Source organism: Kribbella sancticallisti, assembly GCF_039530625.1.
In the GTDB taxonomy this organism is placed as follows: domain Bacteria; phylum Actinomycetota; class Actinomycetes; order Propionibacteriales; family Kribbellaceae; genus Kribbella; species Kribbella sancticallisti.
In genome coordinates this window covers 107,777-125,551 of record NZ_BAAAOS010000041.1, presented here as the reverse complement: position 1 = coordinate 125,551, position 17,775 = coordinate 107,777, and the positions used below count along the sequence as shown (strand labels likewise).

Here is a 17,775-nt window from a genome sequence, read left to right as displayed (position 1 = left end):
CGACTATTTGGACTTGATGGTGCTGAACCGCGCCACCAGGCGGGCCAGCAGGTTGAGCAGGAGGACCAGCAGGATGAGGGTCAGGGCCGCGGCCCAGACCCGGTCCGCGGCGGGGTCCAGGGCCAGTTCGGTGCGGTCCTGGTTGATCATCGTCGGCAGCGCGCCCATGAACCCCTCGAACGGGTTCAGGTTGATGTTCTTGGAGTAGCCGACCAGGATCAGCAGCGGCGCGGTCTCGCCCATCACCCGGGCCAGACCGAGCATCACGCCGGTGATGATGCCGCCGAACGCCGTCGGCACGACCACCTTGAGGATCGTCTTCCACTTCGGCACCCCGAGCGCGTACGACGCCTCGCGCAACTCGTCCGGGACCAGTTTCAGCATCTCCTCGGTGGAGCGCAGCACGACCGGCAGCATCAGCAGCACCAGCGACAGCGACACCGCGAAGCCGACCCGGTTGAACCCGAACACGGTGATCCAGACCGCGTAGATGAACAGCGCCGCGACGATCGAGGGGACACCGGTGAGGATGTCGATCATGAAGCTGACCACCTTGGCGGCCTTGGTGCCCTTGCCGTACTCGACCAGGTAGACCGCGCCGAGAATCGCGATCGGTACCGCGATCAACGCGCAGATCAGGGACATGATCAGCGTGCCCATGATGGCGTGGTAGGCGCCGCCGCCGACCCGGCGTACGGTGACGCCGCGCTGCGACTGGCTCCACCAGTTCGGGTCCAGCAACAGGTTGTAGCCCTTGCTGATCACGGTCCACAGGATCCACAGCAGTGGAACCAGGGCGATCAGGAAGCAGAGCACGATCAGTACGGAGGCCAGCGTGTTCTTGAACGCGCGGGCGCCGGACTTGCCGGTCAGATCGAGCGTCTTGCCGTCGTACGCCGGCCGGTTCGCGGTCAGAGTGCTCATGGCGTGGCTCCTTCGGTCTGCGCGGTCTTGTCGCCGATACGGCGGATCTTGCGCGGGCGCTTACCGCCCGGACCGCTGCGCGCGACGATCAGCCGGGCGGCGGAGTTGACCAGGAAGGTCACCACGAACAGGACCAGACCGGCCGCGATGTACGCGCCGGTCTTCTCCGGGGAGTCGAACTCCGCGGCGTTGTTCGCGATCTTCGAGGCGAAGGTCTCACCGCCGGCGAAGATCGAGGAGTTCCACGGGTCGTTGCCGTTCGGGACGGACAGGATGATCAGCACGGCGACGGTCTCGCCGAGCGCCCGGCCGAGGCCGAGCATCGAGGCGCTGACCACACCGGAGCGGCCGTAGGGCAGCACCGACATCCGGATCATCTCCCAGCGGGTGGCGCCCAGGGCCAGCGCGCCCTCGCGGTGCGCGACCGGGGTCTGCGCGAAGATCTCCCGGCTGATCGCGGTGACCACCGGCAGGATCATGATCGCCAGCACGACCGAGGCGGTGAAGACGACGCCGAGGTTGTCGGTGACCGGCTTCTCGAACAGCGGGATCCAGCCCAGTGCGCCGGCCAGGCCGTTGATCACCGGGCGCAGGATCGGGGCGAAGAACAGGATGCCCCACAGGCCGTAGATGATCGAGGGGACCGCCGCCAGCAGGTCGATCGCGTGCGAGACAGGCGCGGACAGGCGCTTCGGCGCGTAGTACGTGGTGAACAGGGCGACGCCGACCGCGATCGGGACCGCGATCACCATCGCGATGATCGAGCTGATCAGCGTCGTGTAGAAGAGGGCCGCGATGCCGAACCGGGGGTTGTCGCCGCCGGGCTCCCAGATCCGGGAGAACAGGAAGCTGCTGTTGTTGCCGGCGAGCGCCGGAATCGCCAGCGCGAGCAGGAAGATGCCGACGAAGGCGACGATCAGGACCACCAGGCCGCCGGATCCGCGGGCCAGGCCGGCGAACAGCCGGTCGCCGAGGTGCCCGACCGGCCCGAGGTCCAGCTTCTTCCCGGGGGTGCGGTCGGTCGGCCGGTCGGGCGGGGCCGTGCCGTCTGTACTACTCATCGATGCTGCTCCAAGCGCCTGGTCGATGCGGGGTGGCGAGCTGCTGAGCGAGCCGAAGCCCCGGCCGTCCGTTGGCGGACCGACCGGGGCTCACAGCTACGCCGTACTCAGGAAGGGCCGGTCGAGGTCAGCTGATCGCCTGGATGGCGGCGTCGACCTTGGTCCGGATCTCCTCGGGAAGCGGCGCGTAGTTCAGCTCGGTCAGCGAGGACTGGCCGTCGGCGCTGGCGAAGTAGCTCAGGAAGCTCTTGACCAGCGCGGTCTTCTCGGCCGGGAGGCCCTTGGTGCAGGCGATCTCGTAGGTGACCAGGATGATCGGGTAGGCACCCGGCGCCTTGGTCGCGTAGTCCAACTTCAGGGCCAGGTCACTGCCCTCGCCGGCCGGCTTTGCCGCGGCCAGCGCCTTACCGGCGGACTCGGCGTTCAGCTCGATCGGGCCGGCGCCCGTGTCGACCTGCGCGACGCCGAGCTTGTTGTCGACCGCGTAGCTCCACTCGACGTAGGTGATCGAGTTCTTGGTGCTCTTCACGCCCTCGGCGACACCGGCGGACTTCTCCTTGCCGGCGCCCGTGCCGGTCCACTTCTTGGCCGGCTTGCCGGTCCACGCACCGCCACCGGCGGCCTCGAGGTACTTGGCGAAGTTCTCCGTGGTGCCCGACTCGTCGGAACGGAAGAAGACCGCGATCGGGGCGGACGGCAGCGTCGTCCCCGGGTTCAGCTTGGCGATCTCCGGGGCGTTCCAGGTCTTGACCGTGCCCTGGAAGACCTTGGCGGCGGTCGGGCCGTCCAGGATCAGCTTGTCGACGCCGTCGAGGTTGTAGGCGATCGCGACCGGGCCGATCACCATCGGCAGGTTCACCGCGGGGCTGGTGGCGCACCGCTTGGCGGCCGCGGCGGCCTCCTCCGGCTTCAGCGCGGAGTCCGAACCGGCGAAGTCGACCTGGTTCGCGTTGAACTGCTTGATCCCCGCACCGGAACCGGTCGGGTTGTAGTTCACCGTGACGTCGGCGCACTTCTCGTTGTACTTGCTGATGACTTCCTCGATGGCGTTCTTCTGCGCCGAGGAACCCTCGGAGTTCAGGGTGCCCTTCGGGCAGTCGCCGCCGGCGGCGGACGAGGTGCTGCCGCCGGGGTTCGAGGCGCCGGACGGTTCCGGGTCACTGCCACAGGCGCTCAGAGCGAGAACGCCGAGGGATGCCACGGCGACGGTGCCGACGCGGAGCAGGCGATTGACGGACACGAGAGTGTTGCCCTTCTGCGGGATTCAGACTTCTTGAACTTCCACAGACGGTAGGGAGACGAGGTGACCGGGCGGCCGGTCGCGGATGAACGAGCGGTGAACGGTTCAGGTAGCAATCAAGACGTCTGGCGTGCCGCGAGAAGGCCAACAGGTGAACTGAGTTAGGACCCGTGACTCTGCGTAGAACGAAACGCCCGTTGGGTCACGTTCGGGTGTTACCCGATCAGCTGGAGAAGTCCTCGGGGGCGACGCCGTCGAGGAACTGGCGGAACCGTTCGAGCTCGGCCTGTTCTTCCTCCGGGGTGGCCACGCCGGCCTCCAGGAGGACCTGCTCGGTACAGCGGATCGGAGTACCGAGTCTGACCGCGAGGGCGACCGAGTCGCTCGGGCGGGCGGAGACGCGGGCGCCGTTGCCGAGCACCAGTTCGGCGTAGAAGACGGCGTCGCGCAGTTCCACGATCTCGACCGCCTCGACGGTGACGCCGAACGCCTCGATCAGGTCGCGCATCAGGTCGTGGGTCAGCGGCCGCGACGGGCGCAGGCCCTGCTCCTCGTAGGCGATCGCGGTGGCCTCGACCGAACCGATCGAGATCGGCAGGTAGCGGTACCCCTCGGTCTCGCGCAGCATCATCACCGGCGCCCGGTTGGGAGACTCCATCCGGATCCCGATCAGAGTCAGATCTCGCATCTTGGTCATGGTGCGCCCCGACCTTTCCGTGAGCCGGCGCCCGGTAGAACGCCTCCTGCCGACGCCCGGGTAGAGCGCCTCGGTAGGAACATACCCGGCCTCGCCGACGTCATCCGGCACCCCCTGCGGCTGTTGCCAGAACGTGGCATGATCGCCGCCTGGTCAGCATCCGTGACGTCCCGTCATCGTCGGCGGGGCAGGGAGCGTCATCGGAGTCAGGGAGCTTGGAAGCGTTCGTGGACCAGCCGGCCGTCCGCGAGGCGGTGCGCGACCAGGAACGCGCCGGGGGAGAACTTGCCGGCCCGAAGGCCGAGCTCCCTGGACAGCGCGGGCAGGACCGGCCGGTGTGAGCAGACCACGGTGACCCGGCCGGGCTTCCACAACTTCGCGTCCAGCCCATGCAGGCCGGACGGGTCAGTCTTGAATCCGCGCTCGGAGATCTCCGGCTGCAGGTGGAGCGGGCGGCCGAGCGCCTCGGCGTACGGGGCGACGGAGGACGTGCACCGCTCGGCGTCGCTGCTGACGATTCGGTCGACCCCGATGGCAGCCAGTACTTCGATCAGCCGGTCGGCCGACGCGGCCCCAGCGTCCGTGAGCGGACGAGCGGTGTCCTTGCCGTCCCAGGCCTTGCGTTTCACCGCCTCGGTGTGGCGGAGCAGTACCAGCGAGGAGACGACCGGGACCACCTGGTCGAGCGCGTCCAGTACGTCCACGTCGCGCGGGTAGCTGAGCTTGCGCCGGGCCTTGCCGACCGGCAGCCACTCGAGATCGTCGACCTCGTCGTTCGGCTCGAACTCGCGCTCGTCCCCGGCCACCGTGGCGGACCAGTAGTGGACCATCTTCGGCACGGTGCCGCCGTTCTTGCGGACGTCGTACCGCTGGATCCCGACCGAGGGGCCGAGGACCACCTGCTGGCCGGTCTCCTCCTCGATCTCCCGCCGCGCTGCCACCAGCACGTGCTCGTTCGGAGTCAGCTTGCCCTTGGGCAGGGACCAGTCGTCGTACCGGGGGCGATGCACGAGCAGGACCTGCCGACCACCGCGGCTCTCCCGCCACACGACACTACCCGCGGCGATCACCGTCGCCGGGTTGACCATGTCTTTTGACCTTAGGTGATCGGGTCCGCTTGTCTGCGGCGGCCGCGCGTGGCGATCAGGCGTGTCTGCAGATCGCGCAGCGGTTCGCCGTCCGGCCCGGTCAGCCGGGCCTGCCAGGTGTCGTCGGGCTGCAGCCACCACGATCCGGTTCCCTCGTCGAAACCGAGGTCGAACAGATCGCCCAGTTCGCTGACGTGATCCTGCTCCTTCAGCTGGACCAGCACCTCGACTCGGCGGTCCAGGTTGCGGTGCATCAGGTCGGCGGACCCGATCCACACCTCCGGCTCGCCGCCGTTCTCGAACCAGAACACCCGGCTGTGCTCGAGGAACCGGCCGAGGATGCTGCGGACCTGGATGTTCTCCGACATCCCGGGGATGCCGGGCCGGATCGTGCAGATGCCGCGAATCCACAACTCCACCGGTACGCCGGCCTGGGAGGCGCGGTACAACGCGTCCGAGAGGGCCTCGTCGACCAGGCTGTTCACCTTGATCCGGACCCGGGCGGGACGACCCGCCAGGTGGTGCTGGACTTCCCGCTCGATGCGCTCGAGCAGACCACGCCGTACTGACTGGGGCGCGACCAGGAGGCGGCGGTAGCCCGCAGTACGGGCGAATCCGGAGAGGTGGTTGAACAGGTGCGCGATGTCCTCGGTGACCACCTTGTCGCTGGTGAGCAGGCCGAGGTCCTCGTACAGGCGGGCGGTCTTCGGGTGGTAGTTGCCGGTGCCGATGTGGGCATATCTGCGTAGCCCGTCCGGTTCCTCGCGGACCACCATCGAGAGCTTGCAGTGCGTCTTCAGCCCGATCACGCCGTACACGACGTGGCAGCCGGCGTGCTCCAGTTGCCGGGCCCACTTGATGTTGGCCTGCTCGTCGAAGCGGGCCTGGATCTCCACCAGGACCAGCACCTGCTTGCCGGACTCGGCGGCGTCGATCAGCGCGTCCACGATCGGGGAGTCACCACTGGTCCGGTAGAGCGTCTGCTTGATCGCGAGCACGTGCGGGTCGGCCGCTGCCTGCTCGATGAACCGCTGCACGCTCGTAGAGAACGAGTCGTACGGGTGGTGGACCAGTACGTCGCGCTGCTTGAGCGCGTAGAACATGTCGGCCGGGTTGGAGGTCTCCACCTCGGCCAGGTGCGGGTGGGTCGACGGCACGAACCCGGCGTACTTCAGCTCGGCACGGTCCAGCGCGGCGATCGCGAAGAGGCCGCGCAGGTCCAGCGGGCCGGGCAGCTCGAACACCTCGGCCTCGGTGACGCCCAGCTCCGAGAGCAGCAGCGCCCGGACCTTCGGATCGATCGACTCCTCCACCTCGAGCCGGACCGGCGGGCCGAACTTGCGCCGCAGCAGCTCCTTCTCGAGGGCGGCGAGCAGGTTCTCGGCGTCGTCCTCCTCGACCTCGAGGTCCTCGTTGCGGGTGACCCGGAAGGTGTGGTTCTGGGTGACCTCCATGCCGGGGAAGAGCTGGCCCAGGTGCGCGGCGATGACGTCCTCGAGCGGCACGAACCTCCCCTCGGCGACCTGGATGAACCGCTGCAGCAGCGGTGGCACCTTCACCCGGGCGAAGTGCTCGCCGCCGGTGTCGGGGTTGCGGACCACGACGGCCAGGTTCAGCGACAGGCCGGAGATGTAAGGGAACGGGTGCGACGGGTCGACGGCCAGCGGGGTCAGTACGGGGAAGACCCGGTCGCGGAAGAACGTGGTCATCGCCTCGCGCTCGGCGGTGTCCAGCTCGTCCCAGCGCAGGATGTCGATGCCCTGCTCGACCAGCGCCGGCAGGACCTCCTTGCGCCAGGTCTCGGCCTGGCGGTCCATCAGCTCGCGGCTGCGGCTCAGGCTGCGGTCGAGCACCTCACGCGGATGCAGCCCACTAGCGGCCCGTACTGCGACGCCGGCGGCGATCCGTCGCTTCAGACCGGCGATCCGGACCATGAAGAACTCGTCCAGGTTGCTGGCGAAGATGGCCAGGAACTTGGCCCGCTCCAGCAGCGGCACCCGCTCGTTCTCGGCGAGTTCGAGTACTCGCTGGTTGAACGCCAGCCAGCTCAGCTCACGGTCCGAGAACCGGTTCTCGGGGAGGTCGCCGGCCGCCGCGATGTCGTACGGCGGCTCGACGTCGTACTCGCGGTTGTGCGACGCCAACAAGTCTCCAGCCACGTCGTCCAGCATCGCATCCTCAGGTGAACGGCAGGTAGCGCGAGCGGCGAGCCGGTGACAGTTGCTAGCGTCACTCCTTGTGAACCGACGAGTGGACACGCTGCTGCGAGCCGCCCTTGAGACGGTGCAGGGCAGTGCCCTGAAGCCGGTGACGGCCCTGCCCGAGGCGGTCCGCCGCCGCCTGGCCGGTGCCCCGATCCAGATCGACGGCAACGTCCTGGACCCCGACCTGCAGTTGCTGCTGCGCCTGGAAGGGTTCTTGCCGGGAGCAAAGAAGCAGTCGGTGGCCACGGCCCGGGCACACCTGCTGACGGCGTCCAAGCTGGTCGCGGGCCACCCACGAGAGCTCCTGCGAGTGACCGAGCTCACCGTCCGCGGGTCGGACGGCCAACTGGGGGCCCGGCTGTACGTCCCGCGCTCGGCGCCGACGTCCCGCGGCGGCCTCCTGGTCTTCTTCCACGGCGGAGGCTGGGTCGTGGGCGACCTGGACACCCACGACGCCTACTGCCGCGACCTGGCCGAGGAGGCTGGCATCCGCGTCCTCTCGGTCGACTACCGCCTGGCCCCCGAGGCCGAGGCACCCGTAGCCGCCGAGGACGCGATCGCCGCCTTCAGTTGGGCCATCGAGCACGCCGAAGACCTGGGAGCCGACCCATCGCGAGTAGGCGTAGGCGGCGACAGCGCCGGCGGCAACCTATCCGCCGTAGTAGCCCAGCAGTGCGTACTCAGGAACCTGCCCGCCCCGGCCCTCCAGGTCCTGATCTACCCCGCAGTCGACCTGGTAGGCCGCCGCCCCAGCCGCGACCTCTTCGCCGAGGGCTTCTTCCTCACCGACCACGACATCAGCTGGTACCGCGACCACTACACCCCCGACCCCGCGATCCGCTCAGACCCGATGGTCTCCCCAATCTTCGGCGACCTCTCGGGTGTAGCCCCCGCCGTAGTAGCCACCGCCGGCTTCGACCCCCTACGCGACGAAGGCAACGAATACGCCGACCTGCTCCAGTCCGCCGGCGTCCCCACCACCCACCTCTACGAACCCACCATGGTCCACGGCTACGCCAACATCCTCACCCTCCCCACCCAAACCCAAGCCGCCCGAACCCGCCTAACCACCCAAATCCGCCAGGCGTTAAACCCCGACCCCTGAGCTGGCCGGAGCAGGGCTTGTAAGTGGAGATGAATTCAGCGGGGCGGATCGACGAGAACCGGAACAGCTTCTCTGACCAGCAGACTCGTCTGCGGACCGTTGACAGGCACGGAGCCAGCAAGGTTCCGCCAACCGGTGCCAGCGACGTTGAACCGTGCTGAATAGTTCGTCGTCACCGAGACCTGGACGCTTCCCCGCTTCAGGTACTTGTGAGTTATTTCCTTCGATGGGTACGGCTTTCCTGGAGATCTAGTGGTCACCGCAGGACTTCCGTCACCGAAGTGCCAGGTGTAGCTGACCGGTGTTGCCTCGACGAGCACCGGATAGCCCAGCAGTGTGACCGGTCGTGTGGTCACGGTGCTCTTGTCCGTGTAGACGATCGTGTCGAGGTTGACCAGGGTGCGTCCGGCTGGTTGAACGGTTGCCCTGAGTTTGGGGAAGGCCACCAACACCGTCTGTGTCGTGATCAGTTGGCGAATCTGGTCCACCGCTTGCTCGAAGGTCTGCTCGGTCCTCGGATTCGGGATGTTCCAGTATCGGCAGCGAGACGGCCCTGATCGAGTTCCATCCGGTCCTACCGGTCCACACACGCCGTCGTTCAGACGAGAATCTACGAGTTCTTCATCGACCGGCAAGTTTTCACGCGTGATTGGCATCTCCACCGGTGCGTGCGTGCCGCGGTCTACCTTGCGATGTTTCTGGCTCCGCGGTGGCGTGTACCGGCGCCCGGTGACTGTCTTCTTGCCGATCAGGCGCGCCCCCTCCTTCTGCCACGACGAATCCACAATGGGTGGTGGCGGCTTCGGATTGACGGCGCGGGCCTGGGCAACGTCCGGCTGGAGGATGGTCAGGGCGGTCATGAAGGCGACCGAGAGCGCGCACCGACGGATTCTCATCGCTTGATCAACTCCATCTCGAACATCTGCCAATTGCCGCCGTTCGGAGACAGAACCATTTCCTCGGTGTATGCGGAGGCTTTGACGGTGACCGGTGCGGAAGCAGGCGACTGCCGGGCGACGTAATTGCCGACTGTGACCGCGGTTGAAGCGGCCAGCCGTTTCTGTTCGGCGCGGGTCAGTTCGACGACCTCCACGACTTTCTCCTGGTAATCGCCGCTCAGCCCGCCGTTCTGCTGATTCACCTTCTCAACTGACGCGAAGTACTTCCCGCAGCCAACACAGCCCAGATCGCTGGCATCCCGCAGCGCGCTGGTGTCGCCGGTCTTGGCGGCGTAGTTCATCAGGTCGATGTAGTGCCGGATGAACAATTCGGCTGATGCGAGCGTCAGGCCGTTAGCAGATTGCGGACGCTCCGGAGGGATGGTCGGCTGGGCCGTCGCCGTAGTTGATCGCACGCTCGGTGAGTCCGGCGTGACTGGTGCGGTGTTCGGCCGGCCGGCTTCTGGACTCTTCGCTGCGCAGGCCGTGAGGGCGAGGGCCGTCCCCAGATAGACCGCTATCAGCGATCTGGTTCGGCTTCGTTGAGTCACCTTTGTCAGCCCTCCGTAGTCGATCTTGATCGTAGCCGGAGGGGAGGTGGGCGTGGGATGGCAAAAGGTGCAGTTGTGGATGACGGGGTTTGGGGCCAGGAGCCGCCTGGCTGGGGGGTGGGGCTCGGGCGGCTCCTGGTTAGTGGTGAGACGGGGGTGGGGGTGGGTTATGACGCGGGGTGAGGGGATGGATTCGGTGTGACACCACTCACAGGGGTTAGGAGGGGGCGAATTGGACGTCTAGGGCTGCGGTGGTGAAGCCGAGCTTTGTGTAGAGGGCTCGGGCTGCGGTGTTGGTGCCGTCTACGTAGAGGACCACTGAGGGGACGCCGCGGGTTTCTTGGAGGTGTTGTAGGCCCGCCAGGGTTAGAGCCTTGCCTAGGCCGGTGCCCTGGTGGGTGGGGGAGACGCCTACTACGTAGACCTCGCCGGCGGGGTTGTCGCCTTCGTCGGTGGGGATCTTGGTCCAGTGGAAGCCTGCGATGGCGCCCGACTGGTCTACTGCCAAGAAGAAGCCGGCTGGGTCGAACCAGGGCTGGTTAAGGCGGTCGGCTAGGTCTGCTTGGGTCCAGCTGCCTTGTTCTGGGTGGGTGGCGAAGGCTGTTGCGTTTACGGCTAGCCAGGCGGTGTCGTCCTCGCCCGGTACGAAAGTGCGGACGGTGATGCCGTCTGGCCAGACAGGGGCCGGCAGCGGAGCGCTAGTACGGCGTAGGAAGTACAGCTCTCGGGTCACGGAGAGGCCTAGTCGGGCGGCGAGTTCGTCGGAGCCTGGTAGGCGGCCGTGCGCCCAGACTCGGAGTTTGGAGCCGCCGTGGTCCAGGAGCATCCGTAGGAGCGAAGTACCGAACCCCTGCCGCCTGTACTGCGGGGCGACCACCAGCTCGGCTGATCCGTCCGGGCCCAGCGCGGCATATCCCGCAAGGTCACCCGCGCCTGGCTCCCCGGCGTACGCGAGCAGGTGGGCGTCGCCCGGGTGCTCGCCGTCCAGGTGCAGCAGGGTGTGTTCGGAGAGCGGGTGGACGCCGTCGCTCTCAGCAGCCGAGCGGGCGAGCTCGGTGACGATGGCGGCAGTAGCCGAGGGCAACGGTGAGGGCACGGCTTCGAGGGTCACCTGAATACCGTAAAAGGTCCTGGTGAGTTCATCGCCGAGACCTTGGTAGGGCGCGCCGAGGCAGGGTAATTTCGCCGGACCGCACACCAGCGGCGATCGACACGACGACGGAGAAGACATGGCCTTCACAGGACGAGACAAGAAGTGGCTGAAGGGGCCGAGGGCTGTCGCCCTGCTGGCCGCCGGCGCCGCTGTGGTACTCGGCTTGGCCACGGGGGGAACCGTGACCCAGGCTGCGCCGGCGAAGCCGAAGCCGACGCACATGCAGGTCCAACTGCTCGCGCTGAACGACTTCCACGGCAACCTGGCGCCCAACCCGGCGACCAGTTCCAGCGGCAACGTCAACGGCACACCGGCCGGCGGCGCGGAGTTCCTCGCGACCAAGCTGGAGCAGTTGCGCGCCGCGGCGAAGGCGCAGGGACAGGAGACGGCGACGGTCGCCGCGGGTGACCTGATCGGCGCCTCGCCGCTGCTGTCCGCCGCGTTCCACGACGAGCCCACCATCGAGGCGATGAACGAGATGGGTCTCGACGCCACCTCGGTCGGCAACCACGAGTTCGACGAGGGCTACAAGGAACTGCTCCGGATGCAGAAGGGCGGCTGCCTCGACGACGGCGACGGGCAGAACAACCAGAACTCGTGCCCGGACCCGAAGAGCAGGTTCAAGGGCGCGGACTTCGACTATCTGTCGGCCAACGTCTTCTACGAGAACACCGAGAAGACCCTGCTGGCGCCGTACACGGTGAAGAAGTTCAAGGACGGCCAGAAGGTCGCGTTCATCGGCATGACGCTGGAGAACACTCCGAACATCGTGACCAAGTCCGGTGTCGAGGGCCTTGCCTTCAAGGACGAGGTGGACACCGCCAACGCCCTGGTGCCGAAGCTGAGGAAGGAGGGCATCGAGGCGATCGTGGTGCTGCTGCACGAGGGCGGCCTGCCGGCTGACCCGCGCGCGTTCAACAGCTGCCCGGGCATCTCCGGCCCGATCACCGACATCGCCAAGAACCTCGACCCGGCGATCGACACGATCATCTCCGGCCACACCCACCAGGCCTACAACTGCTCGATCAACGACCCGGCGGGCAAGCCGCGGCTGGTCACCAGCGCGTCCTCCTTCGGCAAGATCGTCACCGAGGTCCGGCTGAGCATCGACCTGGCCACCAAGGACGTCGACCGGCTGAACACGCTGGCGAACAACCACATCGTCACCCGGGACGTCCCGAAGGACCGGCAGCTGACCGAGCTGATCACCAAGTACCAGAAGCTGGTCGCGCCGATCGAGTCCAAGGTGATCGGCCACATCACCACGCCGACGGTGGTGCGGACGGCGGACGACGCGGGGGAGTCTCCGCTGGGCAACCTGATCGCCGACGCCCAGTTGGCCGACACCTCGACCGTCACCAACGGCAAGACGCCGGTGGTCGCGTTCATGAACCCGGGCGGGATCCGGTCGGACCTGGTCGCCACTGGGGGCGCTGTCACCTTCGGCAGCGCGTTCACGGTGCAGCCGTTCAACAACTACCTGGTCTCGATGGACATGACCGGAACGCAGATCAAGGCCCTGCTGGAGCAGCAGTTCTCCGGCGTGAACCAGGCCGCGAACAAGGTGCTCCAGGTCGCGGGCATCACCTACACCTACAACCCGGCCGCGGCGCCGGGCTCGAAGGTGGTCGCCGGCTCGATCAAGATCGCGGGCCAGCCGCTGGTGGACGGTACGACGTACCGGATCGTCACGAACAACTTCCTGTCCGACGGCGGTGACGGCTTCCCGGCCTTCACCACGGCGACCGACAAGTTCTTCGGCGGTCTCGACATTGACGCCTTCGCCAGCTACCTCAGCGCGCACGACCCGTACACGCCGGGTCCGACGGACCGGATCAGCATCACGTCCTGACCCGTACTCCGGTACTGCGCTACGCCGCGCCCGAGTCGCTCCTCCAGCAGGGGCGGCTCGGGCGTGGGCGCCCGCGCGGACGCTCGACCAACGTCGGAAGCGGAGAACTACAGAGCGGAGAACTACAGAGCGGACAACTACAGAGCGGAGAACTACAGCAGGAAGCGGAGAGCCACGAAGGTCAGGGCGACGCCGGTTCCCACGGCCGCCCGGCCGGAGCCGAGTCCCCGGCGGACGGCGGCGGCGAAAACCGCGACCGTCAGCGGCATCACCATGATCAGCAAGGTGAGTCCGGCGGCGCGGACGCCCACATGCGAGCGGCCGACCAGGACCATCCCGAAGATCAGGGCGAAGGTCAGCCCGAGCCAGGTGGTGGTCTGGATCGGACCGTCCATGCGGTCATTGCGATGTGAAGCGCGAGCACCACGACGGTGCGAAGTCTGAGCAACGTGCGCCATCGGTCACCTTCCGTGAAAAGACCGAATGCGCACGGTAGCACCGCGAACACATTCGGGTAAAAGCTCGCTTTCCGGGCTAGTCCGGTCCGGAAACCTCTTTCCTGTAAGGCGTGTGACGTGTGTGGCGTATGTGATGGACGCCGACAGCCCCGGGTCAGCCGCCGGCGAAGGGTGGGAGAGCGTCCACGAGGGCGCCCTCGCGGAGGTCGGTATCGAGATCGACCCGCTCGCCGTCCAGCAGGAACGTGCAGATCCCGAGCACGCGGGCGAGTTCGGGGCGGCCGGCGGAGACCGTGCCGACGAGTTCCTTGACCGAGGAAGCCTGCGCGGTCGCCGTGGTCTCACCCGCGGCGGCGCGGGCGGCGGCGAAGTACCTGATGGTCACTTCCGGCATCTGGTTACGCCTCACTAATCGGTTAAGTGTTCCGCTATTATGTCAGCTTGCTGTTGCTATCCAGTGTGTCTCGGGCCCCCGGCAATGACGCCGCTGGGGCCTGACGTGCATCAGGACCGGGTCTCTCACCAGGGATTCGACGACCAGCACAAGGAGACAGCGTGAGCACGTTGCTTCTGCTGACGAACGCGCTGCAGGCCTCCACCGAGGTGCTGCCGTCGCTCGCCCTACTTCCGCACCAGATCCGGATCCTGCCCGCCGAGGTCGCCGCCCTCGTGGACGCACCCGACGCCGACGCGGTACTGCTCGACGCCCGGCGTGACCTCGTCAGCGTGCGTGGAGCCTCCCGCCTGATCCGCACCACCGGCATCGACGTACCGCTGATCCTCGTCGTCACCGAAGGCGGCCTGACCGCGGTGAACGCCGACTGGGGAGCGGACGACGTGCTCCTCGACACCGCGGGACCGGCGGAGATCGAGGCCCGTCTGCGGCTGGTGATCGGCCGCCTGGCCGCCGCCCGCAACGAGGACCCTGACACCTCGCTGATCCGCAGCGGTGACGTGGTGATCGACGAAGCCTCGTACACGGCGAAGCTGAACGGCCGCGCGCTCGATCTCACCTACAAGGAGTTCGAGTTGTTCAAGTTTCTCGCGCAGCACCCCGGCCGGGTGTTCACCCGCGAACAACTCCTCCAGGAAGTCTGGGGCTACGACTACTTCGGCGGCACCCGCACGGTCGACGTCCACGTCCGCCGTCTCCGCGCGAAGCTCGGTCCCGAGCACGAGTCCCTGATCGGCACCGTCCGCAACGTCGGCTACCGCTTCGTCATCCCGCCCAGCACCCAACGCGAAACAGCCGACGTCACCGTCTGACCCCAACACCCACGGCCGAGCCCCCTATGGCCGGTAGATTGCGCGCTTGTGGCGATGGAATCGGGGACGTTGCTCACTACGGTGGGGCGCGCGGGGGCCTTGTTCGGGAAGGCCTGGCCGCGCCTGTTGGCGGTTTTCCTGATTGCGCAGTTGGCGCATCGGGGGCTGCAGTGGGTGGCGGTTCAGGCGGGAGCGAAGGCGGAGGCGGCAGGAATCGCCGTACTGGCGTTGCTGGTGCTGGTTTCGCTGGCCATGTACGTCGCCATGTTCCTCGTACTCCGGGGCGAGTTGCCGTTTCACCGCCGGGCCGTAGCGGAGGGCGTGCTCGCGCCGGACGGGGTCGAGCCAGGCAAGGAGAATCGGCCGATCGACGCGCTGGCGGCCGCGCTGTTGCCCTTCCTGGCGTTCTACGCGGCGTACAAGTTCCTCCAGGCCGAGGCGCTCGACTACGAGTACGAGTTGGCCGTGCACAAGGTCAACGACACTGTCGCGACCGTGCTCAATGGCGGCACGGTGGACGGGCCGGCGACCGGGCTCGAGTCGCTGTCCACCTGGTTGTTCATCGGCCTCGGCGTCACGGCGTACCTGCTGCGGTTCGTGTTCAAGAAGCGCGGCGGCAAGAACGCCGGCGGCCCGGTGCGCCGCGTGTTCATCACCTACCTCGAGGCCCTGTGGATCTTCGTCGTCGCCTACCAGGCCACCTCGTTCATCCCCTCGCCGAAGGCCTGGCTAAAGGAGCGCCAGGTCGCCGTCTGGGTGCACGACGCCTATATCTGGGTGCTGGACCATGTGCTCGGCGTCGAGAAGGTCCGCGAGGTCTGGGACACCGTCACCGGGTTCCTGGCCGCCGGGGTCGCCGACCTGTGGACTGCGGCCGTGCTGCCGCTGATGTGGATCACGATGACCGCGGTGATCTACGGCCGGGCCGTGCACAAGCCGGAGCGGATTCAGCCGCGCTGGCGGTTCGACCGGATCACGAACCGCTGGCAGCAGACGCCGCGGATCGTCCGGGCCGCCGGGAACTCGGTGGTCTCGGACTGGAAGGACCGCTGGACGCCGGTGATGGACGCGTTCCGGCTGGTCGTGCGATCCGGGCTGCGGCCGATGCTCGGGTACTTCCTGGCCTGGGCGGCGGTCACGTTCCTGGCCAGCTACGTCTGGATCTTCCTGCGCGACTTCGTCATCGGGCCGCACTCGCTGCAGTTCTGGCAGGTGATCGACGAGCCGCTGAACCTGGTCACGACCGGCCTGAAGATCATGCTCCAGGTCAGCCTGCTGGCAGCGGCGTACGACCGGATGGTCGGCGGTCTGGCCGGCTACCTACGGCCGCGGGCGCAGGCCGCACACGCCGGCCCGCAGGAGGACAAGGGCGTCACCGACCTGAGCGCGGCTACCTCGGGAATGCCAGATACTCAGGAAGTCGGGTAGCCCAGGTGATCGTCGGCTGAGCCGTCGCAGCCACCTCAGTCGGTACTACGAACACAGCCACGGTCTCGTACGGCTTCCCCGCCTGCGGCTTCAGGTAGTACTGCGCCAACTTCGGGTCCCGGAAGCTGGCCGGCTTCTCGTCATAGCCACCAGCACATCCGCTAGGCCGGTCCTGGAACTCGTCCTCCAGGGTCGACTCGTCCCAGATACGTCCGTCCGGAGCACGCAGATGCATGCGGCAGCCGCCGACCGATTCCAGCTTGGCCAAGTCGTCCACCTGCAGCCGGAAATACACGCGCACCCGGGTGGTCCCCGGCGGGAGCACCGAAGGCGTAGACCTCGTACTGCGGGGCTGCGGGTCCACCTCGACGCTGGCGGCGTACCAGGTGGCGTCCGCGTACGCCGTACCGCCCGCGGCGACCGGTACCGCGTCGCGGGGCTCGGCGTCGTACCAGGAGTTGTAGTCGGAGTGGGTGGTCCACCAGCCGGCCAGCGGCACGGTGATCACCAATGACACCAGCGCGATCGCGTTCTTGCGGATCCAGCCTGGCCTGGCTCGGCGGGCGCCGCTCATAGGTCACTCACGCTCTTCAGGGTCGCCAGTTCGGTTCGCAACCCGTCCACCGTGGACTCGGTGACACCGAGCGGGATCGTTGCCTGCGGCTCCAGATCGGTGAAGATCGCCTTCTCCGTCACCAACAGCGTTGCCCCGGGCAACTCGGTGGCCGGCATCTCGACCACGAACGAGCCGCGGGCCGGGATGTCCGGCGCGAACTGGAAGCCGGTCAGGAGGACTCGGTCGAGCCCGCTCCGGTTGGAGCCGAGGTAGGTGACGCCGGCCGCGGTCCTGATCTCCACCTTGCGCAGGTGGAGCGGCTCCCGAGTCGCCTTCACGACGGCGTCGACCACGACGAAGTCGGTCAGCGTGTCGCGATCCGGGGTGGTTCGCGGGACCTTCAGCTTCTTGCTCACGCGGATGCTCTCCACGGTCAGCTCGAACCTCGGGGCCTGGACTGCCTTGCCGGTGATTCCCTTCACCGCAACGGGTTGCTGAATATCCTTCTGCGTCGGCGTCAGCCGGTACAGCCCGACGATCGCGACCAGGACGAGCAGGACCAGCCCGACGTTCACCAGCTTGCGGACGTTCACCGGCTCGCCTGCCTGGTGTTGTCCTTGACCTTGACCGTGCTCTCCGCCGCGATCTCGCCCGGAAGCCACTTCTCGTGGTGGTCCAGCAGCGACTCGTCCTGGTGCTCGTAGGCCCGGACCGTGAGCTTTACCTCGGTGGGGAGTTCGGTGGCCTTGGGCAACTTCCAGACGTACGCGACGTCCTCGGCCGCCTCTGGGGTCAGTACCGGGTCGCGGGTCTGGTCGCGCAGGTTGGTGGTGCCGATCGGGCGATCGGTGTCCTTGATTCCCGGTACTCCGATCAGCCGGATCAGGTCGGAGGGCGGGGCGACGCCGGTGTCGTCGGTGACCTTCAGCTTGGTCACGACGGCGATCAGCGCGCCGCCGTTGTCCGGGCGGAACAGCGGTTTCAGGTCGGCCACTGTGACCACACGCTGGATCGTCACCTCGAACTGGCCGGTGTCGATCGGCGTCCCGGCGGCGACCTGCGGGGTCTCGGCGGCGGCCTTGTCCAAGCCGCCGAAGACTGCCGAGATCGCCAGCACGACCGCTCCGGCGCTGAGCATCCAGGTCTTGATCGACCGGCCCCGCACCTTGATGTCCTGCAGATCCGGCAATTCCTCCCGGTCACTGCTCCCCGTTGGTTCCTGCACGTGCTGAAGCGTAACCAGCCAGGGGGCTA

Annotated in this window: 18 protein-coding genes; 4 read left to right on the top strand and 14 right to left on the bottom strand. The window is 67.4% G+C overall.

Going from position 1 to position 17,775, the window contains the following annotated elements; translation table 11 throughout:
• Positions 1-3: 3 nt before the first annotated feature.
• The 6 genes from pstA to ABD255_RS27705 form a co-directional block, all read right to left on the bottom strand.
• Entirely contained in the window at positions 4-924 is a 921-nt protein-coding gene (gene pstA / locus ABD255_RS27730; protein ID WP_344219052.1) for a phosphate ABC transporter permease PstA, read from the bottom strand.
• A complete protein-coding gene (gene pstC / locus ABD255_RS27725) occupies positions 921-1,985 on the bottom strand; it encodes a phosphate ABC transporter permease subunit PstC (protein WP_344219050.1) in 1,065 nt (354 codons plus the stop codon). Before pstC ends, pstA begins: the two co-directional genes overlap by 4 nt.
• A gap of 127 nt (positions 1,986-2,112) precedes the next feature.
• A complete protein-coding gene (gene pstS / locus ABD255_RS27720) occupies positions 2,113-3,225 on the bottom strand; it encodes a phosphate ABC transporter substrate-binding protein PstS (protein ID WP_344219048.1) in 1,113 nt (370 codons plus the stop codon).
• 223 nt (positions 3,226-3,448) lie between these two features.
• Positions 3,449-3,922, bottom strand: a complete 474-nt coding sequence (locus ABD255_RS27715) for a bifunctional nuclease family protein (protein WP_425554541.1) — start codon at positions 3,920-3,922, stop codon at positions 3,449-3,451.
• 206 nt (positions 3,923-4,128) lie between these two features.
• Complete coding sequence (locus ABD255_RS27710) at positions 4,129-5,010, bottom strand: NUDIX hydrolase (RefSeq protein ID WP_344219044.1); 882 nt, start codon at positions 5,008-5,010, stop codon at positions 4,129-4,131.
• Positions 5,011-5,021: 11 nt separating this feature from the next.
• On the bottom strand, positions 5,022-7,181 hold the full coding sequence (locus tag ABD255_RS27705; RefSeq protein ID WP_344219042.1) for an RNA degradosome polyphosphate kinase: 2,160 nt from the start codon (positions 7,179-7,181) through the stop codon (positions 5,022-5,024).
• A 67-nt stretch (positions 7,182-7,248) separates the two neighbouring features.
• Here ABD255_RS27705 and ABD255_RS27700 point away from each other — a divergent pair, with 67 nt between their 5' ends.
• The gene (locus tag ABD255_RS27700) at positions 7,249-8,319 is read left to right on the top strand and encodes an alpha/beta hydrolase (protein ID WP_344219040.1); all 1,071 of its coding nucleotides are present in this window, start codon (positions 7,249-7,251) and stop codon (positions 8,317-8,319) included.
• A 35-nt stretch (positions 8,320-8,354) separates the two neighbouring features.
• On the opposite strand, the gene ABD255_RS27695 is transcribed toward ABD255_RS27700, so the two are convergent.
• The 3 genes from ABD255_RS27695 to mshD form a co-directional block, all read right to left on the bottom strand.
• On the bottom strand, positions 8,355-9,179 hold the full coding sequence (locus ABD255_RS27695) for a PKD domain-containing protein (protein WP_344219038.1): 825 nt from the start codon (positions 9,177-9,179) through the stop codon (positions 8,355-8,357).
• Positions 9,180-9,211: 32 nt separating this feature from the next.
• Positions 9,212-9,808 (bottom strand): DUF6318 family protein, encoded by a 597-nt coding sequence (locus tag ABD255_RS27690; protein WP_344219036.1) that lies wholly within the window; start codon positions 9,806-9,808, stop codon positions 9,212-9,214.
• Between the two features lie 217 nt (positions 9,809-10,025).
• On the bottom strand, positions 10,026-10,919 hold the full coding sequence (mshD, locus tag ABD255_RS27685) for a mycothiol synthase (protein ID WP_344219034.1): 894 nt from the start codon (positions 10,917-10,919) through the stop codon (positions 10,026-10,028).
• A 118-nt stretch (positions 10,920-11,037) separates the two neighbouring features.
• Here mshD and ABD255_RS27680 point away from each other — a divergent pair, with 118 nt between their 5' ends.
• Positions 11,038-12,813, top strand: a complete 1,776-nt coding sequence (locus ABD255_RS27680; protein ID WP_344219032.1) for a bifunctional metallophosphatase/5'-nucleotidase — start codon at positions 11,038-11,040, stop codon at positions 12,811-12,813.
• Between the two features lie 152 nt (positions 12,814-12,965).
• Here the strand turns inward: ABD255_RS27680 and ABD255_RS27675 are convergent, their stop codons facing one another.
• Together ABD255_RS27675 and ABD255_RS27670 are read right to left on the bottom strand one after the other, a co-directional pair.
• The gene (locus tag ABD255_RS27675; RefSeq protein ID WP_344219030.1) at positions 12,966-13,208 is read right to left on the bottom strand and encodes a hypothetical protein; all 243 of its coding nucleotides are present in this window, start codon (positions 13,206-13,208) and stop codon (positions 12,966-12,968) included.
• A gap of 217 nt (positions 13,209-13,425) precedes the next feature.
• Entirely contained in the window at positions 13,426-13,665 is a 240-nt protein-coding gene (locus ABD255_RS27670; protein WP_344219028.1) for a MoaD/ThiS family protein, read from the bottom strand.
• 161 nt (positions 13,666-13,826) lie between these two features.
• On the opposite strand from ABD255_RS27670, the gene ABD255_RS27665 reads away from it, so the two are divergent.
• Together ABD255_RS27665 and ABD255_RS27660 are read left to right on the top strand one after the other, a co-directional pair.
• Positions 13,827-14,537 carry a winged helix-turn-helix domain-containing protein gene (locus ABD255_RS27665; RefSeq protein ID WP_344219026.1) on the top strand — a complete coding sequence of 237 codons (711 nt, stop codon included), beginning with the start codon at positions 13,827-13,829 and terminating at the stop codon, positions 14,535-14,537.
• Positions 14,538-14,591: 54 nt separating this feature from the next.
• Positions 14,592-15,965: a hypothetical protein gene (locus ABD255_RS27660; protein ID WP_344219112.1), complete on the top strand. Its 1,374-nt coding sequence runs from the start codon at positions 14,592-14,594 to the stop codon at positions 15,963-15,965.
• Here ABD255_RS27660 and ABD255_RS27655 read toward each other — a convergent pair.
• Genes ABD255_RS27655 through ABD255_RS27645 form a run of 3 tightly spaced genes read right to left on the bottom strand, consistent with a single transcriptional unit; the run spans position 15,928 to position 17,746 of the window.
• Entirely contained in the window at positions 15,928-16,539 is a 612-nt protein-coding gene (locus tag ABD255_RS27655; protein WP_344219024.1) for a hypothetical protein, read from the bottom strand. The genes ABD255_RS27660 and ABD255_RS27655 overlap by 38 nt on opposite strands.
• The gene (locus ABD255_RS27650) at positions 16,536-17,114 is read right to left on the bottom strand and encodes a hypothetical protein (protein WP_344219022.1); all 579 of its coding nucleotides are present in this window, start codon (positions 17,112-17,114) and stop codon (positions 16,536-16,538) included. The genes ABD255_RS27655 and ABD255_RS27650 overlap by 4 nt, the downstream gene beginning before the upstream one ends.
• Positions 17,111-17,746, bottom strand: coding sequence for a hypothetical protein (locus tag ABD255_RS27645; protein ID WP_344219020.1), 636 nt, complete (start codon positions 17,744-17,746; stop codon positions 17,111-17,113). The genes ABD255_RS27650 and ABD255_RS27645 overlap by 4 nt, the downstream gene beginning before the upstream one ends.
• Positions 17,747-17,775: the final 29 nt, after the last annotated feature.

Bases quoted from the DNA above. Each gene is read 5' to 3' on its own strand.
- ABD255_RS27695 (WP_344219038.1), bottom strand. From the start codon at position 9,179: ATGACCGCCCTGACCATCCTCCAGCCGGACGTTGCCCAGGCCCGCGCC.
- ABD255_RS27670 (WP_344219028.1), bottom strand. From the start codon at position 13,665: ATGCCGGAAGTGACCATCAGGTACTTCGCCGCCGCCCGCGCCGCCGCG.
- ABD255_RS27675 (WP_344219030.1), bottom strand. From the start codon at position 13,208: ATGGACGGTCCGATCCAGACCACCACCTGGCTCGGGCTGACCTTCGCC.
- ABD255_RS27715 (WP_425554541.1), bottom strand. From the start codon at position 3,922: ATGACCAAGATGCGAGATCTGACTCTGATCGGGATCCGGATGGAGTCT.
- ABD255_RS27680 (WP_344219032.1), top strand. From the start codon at position 11,038: ATGGCCTTCACAGGACGAGACAAGAAGTGGCTGAAGGGGCCGAGGGCT.
- ABD255_RS27655 (WP_344219024.1), bottom strand. From the start codon at position 16,539: ATGAGCGGCGCCCGCCGAGCCAGGCCAGGCTGGATCCGCAAGAACGCG.
- pstA (WP_344219052.1), bottom strand. From the start codon at position 924: ATGAGCACTCTGACCGCGAACCGGCCGGCGTACGACGGCAAGACGCTC.
- pstC (WP_344219050.1), bottom strand. From the start codon at position 1,985: ATGAGTAGTACAGACGGCACGGCCCCGCCCGACCGGCCGACCGACCGC.
- ABD255_RS27705 (WP_344219042.1), bottom strand. From the start codon at position 7,181: ATGCTGGACGACGTGGCTGGAGACTTGTTGGCGTCGCACAACCGCGAG.
- ABD255_RS27710 (WP_344219044.1), bottom strand. From the start codon at position 5,010: ATGGTCAACCCGGCGACGGTGATCGCCGCGGGTAGTGTCGTGTGGCGG.
- ABD255_RS27660 (WP_344219112.1), top strand. From the start codon at position 14,592: ATGGAATCGGGGACGTTGCTCACTACGGTGGGGCGCGCGGGGGCCTTG.